Source organism: Massilia oculi (assembly GCF_017582745.1).
Taxonomy (GTDB): domain Bacteria; phylum Pseudomonadota; class Gammaproteobacteria; order Burkholderiales; family Burkholderiaceae_D; genus Telluria; species Telluria oculi_A.
Genome location: NZ_JAFVIM010000008.1, coordinates 1 through 14,896 on the forward strand (window position 1 = coordinate 1; position 14,896 = coordinate 14,896).

A 14,896-nucleotide genomic window follows, 5' to 3' on the forward strand; every position below is an offset into this window, starting at 1 on the left:
GTTGTGGACCTACAATCACGACCGGCCTAACATGGCGCTCGGCGGTATTACGCCAAAACAGAAATTGGCGCTCGCCGCTTAACCTCTACTTTTAGCGTGCTCTAAAAATGGGGGGATTACCGGCGGAATTCGATGCGAAGCTCAAGGCATTCGATGAGCAATCGATCGCACTGTTGGCTCTGCGCCATGTGGAATGGTTCAAGAGTGCAGCATTCACGGATTATCTTGAATTTAATTATGATCCGTCCAACGCCCTGTGTGGGGTGGCTTATACGAATGTCGTGACCAGATGTATCGCCGGGACACAGGATAAAGCCTGCTGCAGTAAATTGTATGTAGAACTCCTTCAGGGAAATTTTCAAGATAAAAAGAATGTTCTTTTGAGGGCGTCTATCCTTAACCAGTCTGCAGTTGCTGAGTCGATAGAGGAAGCTTCAAAAATCGCTCTCGATAGTCGGCAAATACCGTGGGACAGCCTGTTCGAAGTTTACAAGGCTGCAATGGAAGCACTGGATGATAATTCCACAAATGGGCTTGCACTGTATCTTGCGCAAATATCCGGTCCAGTGGCCCGGATCCTGGGTAAAGTCGTGGATGGCCGTCCCGGCTTTCACAAGACGCTGATGATGTTGGGGTTCATCTCTGGAGATGCCGTCACCGTCTTCGAGATTAATGGGAAGCGTTCGCAGTTTGTGAGGTATCTCGCAAAGCAGATGATACGGACGAGCGGTGCGGTGATCAGCGAGAATCAGCTGCGCGCGGCAGTAAGCCTCGAGTTGGAGCGCCTCCAAATACGCGGAATGAGAGTTGAAGGAAGCAGAAAATTGCGTTGGGTTGTCAGCGCCGACCGCGCCAACATCGAGAACCTGCCCAGCGGTATGAGTCGAGTTGCACAAGAAACGCAGCTGAAGTCTAGTCTGCGATCGGTGGAGCAACTGGAATCGCTTCGCCTGGAGCGCTGGCGATCAGTAATTAATCAAAAAGTTCGGTGGGGCGTGGTGACAGCAATCCTGCAGACTGTTTGTCTGACAAAAATATATGAAGATGAAGAAATGGGCCTCGCGAATGAAAGGCAAGATGCTCGCTGGCGACGGATAGCAGGAATTAGTGGCTTAGTCGGGACAACATGTGAGGTCATTGGAAACGCACTGGAATCTCGCGTACAACAAGGACTTCGCTTTGGACGAGAATTTATCTCACTAGCGGCAAAAGCTCTAAAATTTATTGGAAGAGTCGCCGGCGCGGCGGCAGGTATGATCCTGGCCGCACTGGATACGGCCAAAGCGTTTGAAGCAAGCGAAGAAGGTGGCTCCGGTTTGCTGATTGCCGCGTATTTAACATCTGGAATCGGGGGCTTATGTCTGACCGTGGCAATCTTCTTCGGAGCTGCATTCCCGGTAATCGTCGCACTTGTTGCGTTGCTGGTGGCCGTTGGGATATTTATTGAATTCATTAAAGACGATCCATTGCAAGACTGGCTGGAGCGGTGTCCATGGGGGGTGCTGCCGAATCAACGCTATCTGAATATGAAAATTGAGCAAGAGCAGCTTGCACAAGCTTTTAAGTGAGTTTATCAATGAACTATTTCGGATTATTCCCCGCGTATAAGGTTAATCGACGCCTGAGTGAAAACGAGATGAAGCGTCAGTTGGTGCAAACGCAACGATTGGATGTTGAGCCGCGTTCTCAATTATGTGTAATAAAGATGAACTCGACATTCCTCGAGTCTGTTGACAAATGGTATGGCTGGCGCGGGAGTCTTTTGCTATTTTTAATTCCTGCAACGGCGATACCTTCGTGGATGCTGGGCGGAATGGTGTACATAGCAGTCTCGAGAGCTGATGGATGGAACCTGCGGCCTTATGATGTCGAGATTCTATTAATAACAGCGGTGATTACCATCCCAACGCTTCTTACTGGGATCTGGATTCTACTTAAAGATTGCTTCTCCTTTACGCATTATCCGATGAGGTTCAATCGTAAGAAGCGAGTCGTCCACGTGTTCCATACGGATGGCTCCGTTAGTACAACACCTTGGGATGAGATCTATTTCACACTAGGTCACATGAAGGGGTTACACGAATGGGAGGTCCGGGGGCACATCCTTGAACCAAATACCTCGACTATAAAAAAACGTTTGCTTTAAGTTATACAGGACCGTTGAAGGCGAATGATGTCAACCCGGGTGTGAGCGGTCCATCCGAATACGACTTTATTCGATCGCATTGGGAATTCATCAGACGTTACATGGAAGAGGGACCTGAGGAAGTTTCGGGCCAGGTTCAGTTCTGTATGCCGCTGGATGGCCGCAGAGAGAGCATCCGTGTGGGGACTGAGCGAGTATTTGCAAATTTCGCTTCGGTGCCACTTGTGCTATACGTCGTGACTTGGCCGTTGTGTGCGCTTATCAGCCTGTTTCGCATCTTCGCGATGCGAACCAGTAAAATTCCTGTATGGCCAGATGAGGTCGAGAGAGACTGCAAGATAGAAATTGACGATCCATATGCCATCATCGGCGACGAGAACGGCGACAGAGTCGCCGTCTATCCCGACGCAGCTGCAGCAGCCGGAGTCGAATTCCGTGAGCCTGTGGAGGTGGCCGCACATTTACGATCGAGAATTGGAATCACCAAAGTCACCAGGTGAGGTGCCGATCGGCTTTGACCACAGCATGACTAGTTTTGCGGGTGGAGCCCTACTTCGGGGCTCTCGTCCGTTGTTTAAATCAAGCGACTTCCTTCTTGTTCGCCTCTGTAATGGTCCAGTAATAAATCGTCCGGCCATCCACCTCGACCGTCTTCTCCGCCGGCCATTCCGATCCCATATCGAAGGCATGCGACACCACCCGCGTGCCGACCTTGAGCTGCTTCCACAGTTGCGGACGCAGCTTGGCATTAATGGTCGGCAGCAGATACAGGGTCACGACGGTGGCCGTCGAAAAATCGGTCTTGAACAGGTCGCCTACACGAAACTGGGCGCGATCGGACACGCCAGCCTTCTTGGCGTTTTCCTTTGCTTCCGCGATACGGGTCGGGTCGATGTCGATGCCGGTGCCGCGCGCGCCGCGTTCCTTGGCGGCGGTGACGACGATGCGGCCGTCGCCGCAGCCCAGGTCGAACAGGGTGTCGTTCTTGCCGACCTTGGCCAGGTCGAGCATCTTGTCGACCACCTCTTGCGGGGTCGGGACGTAAGGCACGTCGAGGCGCGGCGTGGCGGCGCTGGCGGCAGTTGCCTGCGCCAGCGCGCGGCCGAACGGGAACATCATCAGGCCGGTCGCGGCGGCGGTGGACAGCAGCAGGGTACGGCGGCGAGGTTGCAGGTTCATCAACACAGCTCCTTGGTCAGGTTTGGTCTTGGGGGGATAAAACGGTTGGTATTTATCGATCGCTCTTCGAGCGCAGCAGCAGCAACAGCACGACGCCGATGGCCAGCACGGCGACGCCGATCCAGGCGGCGTTCAGGCCGCCCAGCTGCTGGCTGTACACATACGACAAGCTCGACCACAGCATATAGGCGCAGCTGGCGCAGAACAGCAGCGGCAGCACCGGATACAGCGGCACCTTGAACGGCCGCGGCACGTTCGGCTCGCGCCGGCGCAGCACGAACAGCGAGATGCCGGTGAGCAGGAAGAACAGCCAGAACACGGGCGCCGTGAACTCGACCATGGCCTTGAAGCCGCCGCCCAGGGCGGCGCCAGTCGCGACCAGGGCCAGGGCCGCCACGCACTGCACCGTCATGGCGACCGTCGGCGTGCCGCGCTCGTTGTCCCACTCGGCCAGGCGGCCCAGCTTTTTCCAGTCGAGGCCCATGGCGTAGCTGGTGCGGGCGCCGACGATCATGGTGGCGTTGATCGAGGTGAGGGCGGAGATCGCCACCAGCACCGAGATGATTTTTTCGCCGGCCGGGCCGAAGACGACCTTCATGACGTCGGCCGCGACAGCTTCGGAGGCGGACATGCCGTCCATGCCGAGCACTTTCCAATAGGCCCAGGTCACCATCAGGTAGAGCACGGTGATGATGACGATGCCCATGGTCAGCGCCTTGACCATGTCGCGCGGGCCGCCGCGCATCTCGGCGCTGATGTAGGCGGCCTCGTTCCAGCCGCCGTAGGTGAGCAGGACGAAGACCATCGCCATGCCGAGGGCGGCGGCCGCTGGGCTGGACACGCCGCCGGCGGCCGTTGCGGTAGCCGCAGGTGCGGGCGCCGGATCGGTGAACAGTGCGGCGGCGCCGACGATGAGCAGCAGGCCGAGGATCTCCGCGACCGTCAGGAAGGTCTGGGTGCCGGTGCCGGTGCGGATGCCGCGCAGGTTGAGCGCCGACAGGCCGGCGATCACGGCGACGCCGTACACGGTGCTGCCCCAGCCGGCCGGCAGCATGCTCAAGGGAACCGCCTGCTGCATGTAGTCGCCGAAGACGAAACCGAGCAGCGCGATCGAGCCGGTGGTGATCACCGAGAAGCGCGCCCAGCCGAACAGGAAAGCGACCGAGCGGCCGTAGGCGCGGTGCAGGTAGTGGTAGTCGCCGCCGGCATGCGGATACGAGGTGGTCAGTTCGGCATAGCACAGGGCGCCGATGAGCGAGACCACGCCGCCCATGATCCAGAGGGTAAACATGGCCGTGGCGTCGCCGCTCATGCTGGCGACCAGGGACGGGGCCTTGAAGATGCCGGCGCCGATCACGACGCCGACGATGACGGCGACCGCTTCGCGCAGGCCGATGGTGGGTCGAGGTCGGGTGTCGTGAGGGGCTGAGACAGTGCGTTCTGCTTCTATGGCATCCATGTCGTGATCGGTTGGGCACGTCGGCGGCCGCGGGCCGTGTCGCGCTTGGTTGCACATGGGGAGCCTATAAACACTACCGCTCACCCGCTTTTCGGTACTGGATGTTATCCAGACCGCAGAGCAGATGGCGCGCGATTGAATTGCTATAAAGATAAATACAGTTTGGTTGGACGGGGCGCGGAGAAATGTGCAATGCACGGGCGCGGCACGACGCCGCGCCCGTGCCCCGGGTACTAGTCCGCTGCCGGGGAAGCCTTGGTGTCAGTCGCGGCACTGACCGTGACGGCCGGCAGCGCACGCTTGCCTCCCTCGTTCGATGCATTCGCCAGCGCGGGCGAGCCGAGCCACTCGAAGATGGCCGGCCAGATCGCGGCGTGGGCGCTGCGGCCCACCAGCACACCGACGTGCTGCAGGTTGACGCCGACGTCGCCCTGGTATTCGAGCACGCGCTTGCGCTCGCTGCCGGCTGCTTCGTGGAACGGCAGCACCGATTCCGGTGGAATCACCTTGCTGCGGAAATCGACCACGCACAGCAGCGGCGCGCACAGGTCGCGCGGGCCGATCGTGCGCCCGCCGATGTCGAGCCGGCCCTGCATGAACTCGTCGTTGCGGTACAGCGACTCGACGATGTCGGTGAACAGCCGGCCGGGCAGCGGGAATTCGTCATGGGTCCAGCGCTCTACCCGCATATGGGTGGCCAGCGCCTTCGGGTCGAGCAGCGACAGCCAGCGGTCGGCGATGCGCTCCCACTGGAAGGCCTGCGGTTCGGCCATGGCGCTCATCATGTTCAGGTAGACGCCCGGTACGTGGCGGAAGGCATCGGCGATGCCGCGCGCGTGCGGGGTGGCGTTGACCAGTGGCGAGAAGCAGCAGCTGGCTTGCTCGAAGTGCAGCGGAGATTCGAGCAGGACGGTCGCCGCCACATGCTCGGGATGGGTGCAGCTGTAGATGGCGGCCAGGATGCCGCCCAGCGAGTGGCCGACAATTGTCAATTGCTCTTGCCCGCTGTCTTCCATGATCGCCTGCTGGCAGGTTGACAGCATGCGGTCGCCATAGTCGTCCAGGCCGACGTCGCCGTCGTCATCCGGCATCGGCAGCCACTCGGCCAGGTAGACCCGGTAGCCGCGCTCGCTCCAGCGCTGGACCACGCTGATGTCGGGCGCCAGGTCCCAGATATAGGCGCGCTTGATCGGGGCCGGCACCAGCAGCACCGCCGGGCCGCCGCCGGGCGCGTCGTGGTAGCGGTGCAGATGGAGGCCGGGCTGCTCGAGGATCACGGTCGACGGGGTTGGCTGCGGCCCATAATCGGCGCGATCCAGCATCTTGCCGCGCGCCTGGCGGCTGCGGTCCATTTGCTTGAGGGCCTGCGTTCCGAGGTCTCCGAAGGCCCCGAGGCGGTTCCAGTTGCTGGCGTACATGAATGGCGATCCCGTCGAATTGGCGATCACGAGACTCTACGCCAACTACTGCCTGGCTCCAACTGCGCACGCTTCGAATCGCGAGCGTGTTTGCGCTAGGTAAAACTTTGGGCGAACAGAACTAGCCGAGCAGAATCGAACTGTACTCACAGACACGTGACCCACGCCTTGCCGCTCTGGCGCTCGACCTGTCCGAAACGCTTCGTCGGCCGGCGCGGGGCGTGCTCCTCTGGCATACTCGACCCATCCATATTCAGTCACAGGGCAGGGTGTTCATCGATGAAACCAGAGATTCTCGTGTTGGGCAGCGTGTGGTCGCCAGAGGTGCGCGCGCAGGTAGAGCAGGCATTCCAGTGCCATTTCGTGCCGTCGATTCCGGTGGCCGGAGATCCGGATTTCCAGCGAATAGCCGGCGGCATCCGCGCCATCCTCACCACCGGCACGCTCGGCGTGACGCCGGAGCTGGTGGGCAGCCTGCCGGCGCTCGAGATCGTGTCGGTGCACGGTGTCGGCGTCGACGCGGTACCGCTGGCGTTGCTGGCGGACAAGGGCATCCACGTCACCAACACGCCCGACGTGCTCACCGACGACGTGGCCGATTTCGCAGTCACCCTGCTGCTGTCGGCCGTGCGCCGCCTGCCACTGCTGGATCGCTACGTGCGCGCCGGCGGGTGGCCGGCCAAGGCGCCGTTGACCCAGGCGCGCAGCCTGAAGGGCAAGGTGGCGGGCATCGTCGGCTTCGGCCGCATCGGCCAGGCGGTGGCGCAGCGCTTGCAGGGCTTCGGGATGGAGATCCGATACTACCAGCGCAGCCCGGGGCCGGCGCCGGAACGGCGCAGCGGCTCGCTGCTGGCGCTGGCCGGGGAGAGCGATATGCTGGTGCTGTGCATGCCGGGCGGCCCCGAGACCCGGCACATGATCGGGCTGGACGTGATCGAGGCGCTGGGGCCGGAAGGCACGCTGGTGAACATCGCGCGCGGCTCGGTGGTGGACGAGGCGGCGCTGGTCGCGGCCCTGCAGGACGGGCGGCTCGGCGCGGCGGGGCTGGATGTGTTCGAGGACGAGCCGAACGTGCCGGCGGCGCTGCTCGCGCTCGATAACGTGGTGCTTACGCCGCACGTCGGCAGCTTCACCGTGGAAGCGCGGCGTGCGATGGGGCGGCTGGCGGTGGCCAATCTGCTGGCCCATTTCGGTGGCGAGCCGCTGCCGACGCCTGTCCGGTAGCCGCGCCGGCCCCGGCCCCGGCCCCGCCTGTCAGGCGCGCGGCCGGGTGGTCACACCATCGAAGAAGATGCCGGCCAGTTGGCCGATGCGCGTCGTCGATCCGCCTTCCTGTTCGATCGCCAGCGAAATCGCCGTGATCACGTACACCAGGTCATTGAACGCGATGTCAGTGCGAACGGCGCCGCCGTCCTGGGCCTGGCGCAGCAGCAGGGCGCCAGTCTCGGAGATCGCCGCGCAGCCGGGGGTGCCGCTTTGCAGCACCATGCCGATCGATGCCGCCAGCCCGCGGTAGATATTGATGTGGATGACCAGGCCCTCGACGAAGCCGCGCAGGGCCTGGTCCGGGGCCAGCGTGGCGGCGCCGGCGCGGCACGCCTCGGCGAATGCCAGCAGCCGCTCGCTATAGGTCGCGGCGAGCAGCTCGTCGCGCGTCGGAAAGCGTCGGTACAAGGTGCCGATGCCGACGCCCGCGCGCTTCGCTACCGCCTCGAGCGACGCTCCGCCTCCCTGTTCCATAAAAACTTCTTCCGCCGCCGCGAGGATCCGTTCGCGGTTTTGCCGGGCATCGGCCCGCAGTGGCGCTTCCTTGTTCATTCCCTGCCTTCTCAATCGACACTTGCTAAGTGGAGGATACCTCCATATTATAAGTGGAGCAATCCTCCACTTAATGAAGAAAGGTCATGCAAGATGAAACTGTTCGAGAGCAAGGTGGTTGTCGTGACGGGCGGCAGCGAGGGTATCGGCCTGGCCACGGCCAGGCGCTTCGCCGCCGAAGGCGCGCACGTCTATTTCACGGGACGGCGCCAGGAGCGCCTGGACTCGGCGGCGGCCGAGATCGGCCACGGCGCGGTCGGCATCCAGGGCGACGTGGGCAGCGGCGCGGACCTGGACCGGCTGTATCGGCGGATCGCGCGCGACCACGGACGCGTCGACGTGGTGTTCGCCAACGCCGGCCTGTCCGAATCGGCGCCGCTCGGGGAGATCGACGAGGCGCATATCGGCCGGCTGTTCGACACGAATGTCAAGGGCACGGTGCTTACCGTGCAGAAGGCCCTGCCGCTGATGGGGACCGGCGGTGCGATCATCCTGGCGGGCTCGGTGGCGGGCAGCAAGGGCTTTCCGGCGCTGTCGATGTATAGCGCGACGAAAGCGGCCATCCGTTCGCTGGCGCGTACCTGGACCACCGATCTCAAGGAGCAGGGAATCCGCGTGAACGTCGTCTCGCCCGGCATGATCCTCACGCCGGCGATGGAGACCTACCTGAACGACAATCCAGGCGCAGAAGAGGGCTTGACGCAGTCGGTGCCGTTCCGGCGACTGGGCGAGCCCGACGAGATCGCAGCGGCCGTCCTGTTCCTGGCCTCGAGCGAGAGCCGCTACGTGGCGGGCGAGGAGCTCTTCGTGGACGGCGGGTTCAAGGCTGTCTGACGAATGTGAAGGCGTGGCCGGGCCTGGCTCAGTCCAGATGCTCGTGGTGGTCTGCCACGCCCCGCTTCCAATAGGCCGAGATACGAGCCGCCTGGCGTGGCAGACCCTTGTCGATCAAGAGCTGGCGCACCTGGACCATCAGCGAAGCCTCGCCGCCGCCCCAGGCCAGGCCGGCGCCGCCCGGCAATGGCAAGTCCTTCAGCGCTTGCAGCAATTCCTCGTTCGACGCCACCCAGTGGACGTCGGCGTTGGCTTGTGTGGCGAACTCGCGGCGGTCAGCCGCATCGACCAGCAATACGGCCTGTACCCGGGCCGAGGAGGGCAGTTCTTCCAGGCGCCGCGCTACAGCCGGCAGCGCGCTGGCGTCGCCCACCAGCAGGTGCCAGTCCATCTCCAGCGGCAGGATCATCGAGCCGCGCGGACCACCGATGATGGCTTTCGATCCAACCTTCGCATTGCGCGCCCACTCGGCCGCGCCGCCATGGCCGTGCAGGGCGAACTCGAGGTCGACCTCGCAGGCTTGGCGGTCGAAGCGGCGTGGCGTATAGTCGCGCCGAACCTGCTGGCCGCCTGCATCGTCGAACATGAACTTGACGTGGTCGTCGAAGGACAGCGACGTGAAATCCGAGAGTGCGGCGCCCTTGAAGGTGATGCCGGCAAAGCCGGGGCTCAGCTGCTCGATGCGCGCAACCTCGACCTCGCGCATCTTGAGATCGTGCCGGACGCGTTCAATGGACGGAATGTGGGATTCAGACATGCTACACTCCGGAATTAGTTGATAGTATCCACCATTATGCAAAAAGAAGTTGATAGAGTCAACCAAGTGCGCGGCAATCGTGCGGACGATCCCCTGGAGACGATGCACGCGATCGTGCATCTGTTCCGTTCGCGGCAGCTGCGCGGCTTGCGCAGCGGCCCGCACGAGCTGGCGCATATGGAGATGAAGGCGCTGGGATATTTTGCCCGCCATCCCGGCGCCACACAGAGCGATCTGGTGGCGCATTCGGGAAGGGACAAGGCCCAGGTGGCGCGCCTTATCCGGGCGCTGCGCGAAGCACAGCTGCTGGAAGCGGCCGCGGACGAGCAGGACCGGCGCAGCACGCGGCTGACGCTCAGCGCGGCCGGACAGGAAGTTTTTGCGGGACTGCACCGCCAGAGCGGCGCATTGGGAGAGGCTGCGCTCGCCGGGCTGTCCGAAGGTGAACGAGCCCAGCTGACTTCGCTGCTGGCGCGGGTGCGCGCCAATCTGGAAGAGACGCGGGCGGATTAGGCCGCCCGATCGATCGAAGTTTATTCGACCCAGCCGAACCCGTCGCGCGCCAGCAGCGCGAACGACTCCGCCGGACCCCACGAGCCAGCCGCATACGGATGCGGCTTCTCGTTCAGGGTTTCCCAACCGTTGATGATCGGCTCGACCCATTCCCACGCCGCTTCCAGTTCGTCGCGGCGCATGAAGTGGGTCAGGCGGCCGCGCACCACGTCGATCAGCAGGCGCTCATAGGCTTCGGCGCGGCGTTGCTGGAACGCCGACTGCAGGTCGAGGTTGAGCGCGACCTGCTGCATCTGCATGCCGCTGCCGGGCTGCTTGGCGAAGAGCTGCAGCTTGATCGCTTCTTCGGGCTGCAGCTCGATCACGAGGCGGTTGGCGACGCCGCCCGGGGTTTCCGGGAACAGCGGGAACGGCGGATTCGCGAATTCGATCACGATCTTGGACGAGCGGCGCTGCATCCGTTTGCCGGTGCGCAGGTAGAACGGCACCTTCGACCAGCGCCATGTATCGATGTGGGCGCGCAGGGCCACGAAGGTCTCGGTGTGGCTGTTGGCCGGCACGTTGCTCTCTTCGTGGTAGCCCTTGACCTCCTGGTTGCCGCTCACGCCGCGGCTGTACTGGCCGCGTACGGTGTCGCGCGCGATGTCGGCCAAGGTCATGCGGCGCAGCGAACGGATCACCTTCAGCTTCTCGTCGCGCACTGCGTCCGGCGACAGCGAGGTCGGCGGCTCCATGGCGACGATGCACAGCAGCTGCATCAGGTGGTTCTGCACCATGTCGCGCATCGCGCCGGCGCTGTCGTAGAAGCCGGCGCGGCTGCCCACGCCCACTTCCTCGGCCACCGTGATCTGCACGCTCGAGATGTTCGGCGCGCGCCACAGCGGTTCCAGGATCGAATTCCCGAAGCGCAGCACCATCAGGTTCTGCACCGTCTCTTTACCCAGGTAGTGGTCGATACGGTAGATCTGCGATTCGGCGAAGTGCTTGCCGACCGCCTCGTTGATCTCGACCGCCGAGGCCAGGTCGCGGCCCAGCGGCTTCTCGAGCACCACGCGCGCATTGGCGTCGACCAGGCCGGTTGCGGCCAGCTTGTCGCAGATGGTGGTGAACAGCGATGGCGCGGTGGCCAGGTAGAACACGCGCTGGGCGCCGTCGCGCGAAGCGTCCTTCAGCGTGTCGAAGATCTCGGTGTTCGACACGTCCAGGCGCACGTAGACCAGCAGGTCGAGGAAGCCGGCCCAGCTCTTTTCGTTGAAATTGGCGGCGCTGATGAAGGAGCGCGAATGTTCCTCGACGAAGGCCAGATAGGCGGCGCGATCGTAGTCCTGGCGGCCGGTCGACAGGATGCGGGTCGACGGCGGCAGGTTACCGTGCAAAAAGGCCATGTACAGGGCGGGCAACAGCTTGCGCATGGCAAGGTCGCCCATGCCGCCGAAGATGGTCATGTCGAGGGGAAGGCCGTCATTGTGCTGATTCGCTTGCTCGTTCGAGGTGCTCATGTCTCTTTCGCTGACAGGTTGTATAGATCGCTTGCGTCGTGCGCTCGCCTGAAATGGTCTTTGATTGTAGCCTACATGACCGAATAAAGTCTGGCAAAAGCGGCAAGCTTGCCTTCGCCGGTGGTTGGACCAACGGTGGAACGAAAAAAAGCCCGCGCAAGCGCGGGCCTGAAAGCCACCAAGAGAAGAGATAAAACTTAGAACTTGTAGCGCAAGCCGAACAGGTACTCGCGGCCGGTCACGTTGTTCACCACCACGCTGTCGCGCTGGCGGCTGATGAACTGGTCGTTTTCCTCGTTGGTCAGGTTGACGCCTTCGAGCGTGAACTCGAGGTTCTCGTTGACCTTGTACGACAGCGACAGGTCGACGTTGAACGTCTCGTTCTTGCCCTCGACGTCGTTGTTGTTCTGGCCCGGCACGCGGGTCACGAAGCCCGAACGCTTGGCGCCCGAGATGCGCGCGCTGAACTTGCCGTCGTCATAGAAGAAGGTGGCGTTCCACGATTTCGGCGACAGGTTCAGCAGGTCGTCGGTGATGGTGGCGCCGCCGGTCGGCGAGACCAGGTATTCGATCTTCGAGCTCACCTTGGTGTAGTTCAGCAGGGTGCCGAAGTTCTTGCCCCAGCCGGGCAGGAAGGTGAATGGCTGCTGGTAGCTGATCTCGAAGCCCTTCAGCTTGCCGCCATCGGTATTGACCGGCAGCGTCTGCTGGAACACTTCCTCGCCCGTGAAGTTCGACGGCAGCAGCGACAGCGGCAGGCCCGAATCCTTGAACGCCACGTTGGTGCGCAGGCTCTGGATATAGGTGTCGATGTTCTTCTGGAACAGGCCCAGGCCGACGAAGGCCTTGTTGGCGAAGTAGTACTCGAAGCTGCTGTCGAAGGTCTTGGCGCGGAACGGCTTCAGGAACGGGTTGCCCGAGTTGATCGACAGGTTGCCGGTGGTGGCGATGCTGCCGCCCGGCGACAGGAAGCCCAGCTGCGGACGGGTCATTACCTTGGCCGCGCCGAAACGCACGATGAACTCGTCGGTCACGTTGGCGGTCAGGTTGAACGACGGCAGGGTGTCGGTGTAGTCGTGGTTGACCTTGACCTGGGTGCCGCCGCCGGCCGCCTGGTAGCCGATGGTTTCGAGGTCGGTCTTCACGTAGCGCACGCCGACGTTGCCGCGCACCGGAATATTCCACAGGTCGTGGCGGAACTCGCCCATCAGGTAGACGCCGTCGCTCTTCTCGGTGACGGAACGGTTGTTGCCGCGCGCATTGCCGTTCTCGATCGACGACAGGGTGAAGTCGCCCGGGCCGCCGGCAGGGCCGCTCTTGATGCAGTTGCAGTAGATGTCGTAGGCGGCGGCGATGGCTTGCAGGTTCGGCACCACCCAGCCGGTCGCGTTCCCGGCCGGCATGCCGAGCTGGCTGCCGAAACCGGTCATGTTCGTGGTCAGGCCGGTCGCGCCGGCAGGCGGGGCGAAGATCGTGTCGTTCTGGTTCACCCGGCGGAACTCATAGGTGTCCGAGGTGTACTTCTTGCTGTTGACGCCGCCCTTGAAGGTCAGGTTGTCGCTCGCTTCCCAGGCCAGGTCGAACTGGGCGACGTTGTTGACGTTGTCGGTGCCTTGCGGACGGATGCGGATCTCGCTGGTGGTGGTGTTCGGCACGGTCGTCGGCTGGGCGCCGCTGGCGACCTGCGGCACGCCGATCAGGCCCAGCGGACCGCCGTTGACGTCGAACGGATAGCTGATGACCGGACGGCGGCTGTCGCCGCGGAAGTCGATGCTGTAGCCATCCACGTTCAGGGCGTCGAGCGTGACCGTGGTCTGGATCGGATTGCGGAACTTGGATTCGGCGCGGCCATACTTGGCGCTCATGCTCCAGGTGTCGGAGAGCTTGTGTTCCAGGGTCAGCGTCGGCTGGGTGAAGGTGGTCTTCAGCTCGTCGAATCGCTGCTCGGAGCGAATGTCGACGTTGTTGTAGCGGCCGTACAGCAGCGAGCCGTTCGGCGCGTACTGCGCTTCGAGCACGCCGACCTGCGGCTTGCCGCCCTGGCTGGCGCTGCGGCTGAACGAGGTCGCCTGCAGGAAGTCTTCCTGGCGGGTCGCATCGAGCTTCGAGTACAGCATGTCGAAGGTCAAGAGGGTGCCGCGTTGCGGACGCCATTGCACCGAACCGGTCAGGCCCAGGCGATCCTGGTCGTGGGTCTGGCGGCCGTAGCGCGGCAGGCGCGGATGGAAGTTGTTCGGGTCGCTGGCCGCGTTGTAGGCGGCGATGTTCTCGGGCGTGCCGGGCAGGCGCTCGGCGCCCTGTGCGGCCGGGCCGCAGGTGGTCGCGGTCGAGTTGCTCGGATTGGCGACCATGCCTTGCGGCGCGCACCAGCCGCCCGACGATGGGCCGTTATCCCAGCGCACGGTGCTGAAACCGTCTTCCAGCACGCGGCGCTTGGAGTAGGCGCCCGAGAACAGCACGCCGACCTTGCGGTCGAAGAAGGTGTTCGAGACCATGAAGGCCGCGCGCGGGTCGGTCTTTTCCGAGCCGTCGTTGTACTTGCCCTTCAGCGCCACGGTGGCGTTGAAGCCGCGCAGGTCGAACGGGCGCAGGGTCTGCAGGTCGACGGTGGCGCCGAGCGAGCCTTCGTCGACGTCGGCCGAGGAGCTCTTGCGCACCGTCAGGGCGCTGAACAACTCGGAGGCGAACACATTGAAGTCGAAGCCGCGGCCGCGGTTGGTGCCGCCCGAGCTGTCGGTGCCGCCGGTGGTGGCCAGGCCCTCGATGCCGTTGATCCGCACGCGGGTAAAGTCCTGGCCCAGGCCGCGCACCGTGATGCTGCGGCCTTCGCCGGCGTCACGGTCGATCACCACGCCCGGCACGCGCTGCAGCGACTCGGCCAGGTTCGTGTCCGGGAACTTGCCCATGTCTTCCGACTTGATGACGTCGACGATGCCGTTGTCCTGGCGCTTGGCGTTCAGTGCGCTTTCCAGCGAGGCGCGCAGGCCGGTCACGACCACGGTTTGCGCATTGGCCGTCTCGGCGCCGGCTGGCGTGGCCGCCACTTCCTGGGCAAATGCCGGGCCGAGCGAGAGGGCCGACACCGAGGCGGTGCCGAGCAGGCACAGGGTAAGTTTGCGCAGGACTGCGCGGTGGGGATTGTGGTTCATCTTGTCTCCATGCGTTTTTGATCCGGTGGACTATGAACATGTCCGCCGCCGCTACTTTGTGATTATTTGGTCACCCCGGTGTTGATCCCGGTGGTCAGGCCAGTTGTTGAATTCTATGTCAACT

Annotated in this window: 12 protein-coding genes; 5 read left to right on the forward strand and 7 right to left on the reverse strand. The window is 63.0% G+C overall.

Annotated elements, in window-relative coordinates; translation table 11 throughout:
• Positions 1-107 precede the first annotated feature (107 nt).
• Positions 108-1,568, forward strand: a complete 1,461-nt coding sequence (locus tag J3U95_RS11210) for a T6SS effector BTH_I2691 family protein (RefSeq protein ID WP_208278683.1) — start codon at positions 108-110, stop codon at positions 1,566-1,568.
• Positions 1,569-2,187: 619 nt separating this feature from the next.
• A complete protein-coding gene (locus J3U95_RS11215; RefSeq protein WP_441295264.1) occupies positions 2,188-2,646 on the forward strand; it encodes a DUF6708 domain-containing protein in 459 nt (152 codons plus the stop codon).
• Between the two features lie 79 nt (positions 2,647-2,725).
• Here J3U95_RS11215 and J3U95_RS11220 read toward each other — a convergent pair whose 3' ends face one another.
• The 3 genes from J3U95_RS11220 to J3U95_RS11230 all read right to left on the reverse strand — a co-directional run bounded on the left by J3U95_RS11220 (position 2,726) and on the right by J3U95_RS11230 (position 6,202).
• Complete coding sequence (locus J3U95_RS11220; RefSeq protein ID WP_208278685.1) at positions 2,726-3,325, reverse strand: class I SAM-dependent methyltransferase; 600 nt, start codon at positions 3,323-3,325, stop codon at positions 2,726-2,728.
• A 52-nt stretch (positions 3,326-3,377) separates the two neighbouring features.
• Positions 3,378-4,784 carry an APC family permease gene (locus tag J3U95_RS11225; protein ID WP_229519776.1) on the reverse strand — a complete coding sequence of 469 codons (1,407 nt, stop codon included), beginning with the start codon at positions 4,782-4,784 and terminating at the stop codon, positions 3,378-3,380.
• 233 nt (positions 4,785-5,017) lie between these two features.
• Positions 5,018-6,202 (reverse strand): alpha/beta fold hydrolase, encoded by a 1,185-nt coding sequence (locus J3U95_RS11230; protein ID WP_208278687.1) that lies wholly within the window; start codon positions 6,200-6,202, stop codon positions 5,018-5,020.
• Positions 6,203-6,481: 279 nt separating this feature from the next.
• Here J3U95_RS11230 and J3U95_RS11235 point away from each other — a divergent pair, with 279 nt between their 5' ends.
• Positions 6,482-7,426, forward strand: a complete 945-nt coding sequence (locus J3U95_RS11235; protein WP_208278688.1) for a 2-hydroxyacid dehydrogenase — start codon at positions 6,482-6,484, stop codon at positions 7,424-7,426.
• A 30-nt stretch (positions 7,427-7,456) separates the two neighbouring features.
• Here J3U95_RS11235 and J3U95_RS11240 read toward each other — a convergent pair whose 3' ends face one another.
• Complete coding sequence (locus J3U95_RS11240; protein WP_208278689.1) at positions 7,457-8,020, reverse strand: TetR/AcrR family transcriptional regulator; 564 nt, start codon at positions 8,018-8,020, stop codon at positions 7,457-7,459.
• A gap of 93 nt (positions 8,021-8,113) precedes the next feature.
• On the opposite strand from J3U95_RS11240, the gene J3U95_RS11245 reads away from it, so the two are divergent.
• Positions 8,114-8,854: an SDR family NAD(P)-dependent oxidoreductase gene (locus J3U95_RS11245; protein ID WP_208278690.1), complete on the forward strand. Its 741-nt coding sequence runs from the start codon at positions 8,114-8,116 to the stop codon at positions 8,852-8,854.
• A 28-nt stretch (positions 8,855-8,882) separates the two neighbouring features.
• On the opposite strand, the gene J3U95_RS11250 is transcribed toward J3U95_RS11245, so the two are convergent.
• Positions 8,883-9,611, reverse strand: coding sequence for a siderophore-interacting protein (locus J3U95_RS11250; RefSeq protein WP_208278691.1), 729 nt, complete (start codon positions 9,609-9,611; stop codon positions 8,883-8,885).
• A gap of 18 nt (positions 9,612-9,629) precedes the next feature.
• Here J3U95_RS11250 and J3U95_RS11255 point away from each other — a divergent pair, with 18 nt between their 5' ends.
• Complete coding sequence (locus J3U95_RS11255; protein WP_229519777.1) at positions 9,630-10,124, forward strand: MarR family winged helix-turn-helix transcriptional regulator; 495 nt, start codon at positions 9,630-9,632, stop codon at positions 10,122-10,124.
• A gap of 20 nt (positions 10,125-10,144) precedes the next feature.
• Here J3U95_RS11255 and zwf read toward each other — a convergent pair whose 3' ends face one another.
• Complete coding sequence (gene zwf, locus J3U95_RS11260; protein ID WP_208278692.1) at positions 10,145-11,623, reverse strand: glucose-6-phosphate dehydrogenase; 1,479 nt, start codon at positions 11,621-11,623, stop codon at positions 10,145-10,147.
• A 197-nt stretch (positions 11,624-11,820) separates the two neighbouring features.
• Entirely contained in the window at positions 11,821-14,772 is a 2,952-nt protein-coding gene (locus tag J3U95_RS11265) for a TonB-dependent receptor (protein WP_208278693.1), read from the reverse strand.
• Positions 14,773-14,896 lie beyond the last annotated feature (124 nt).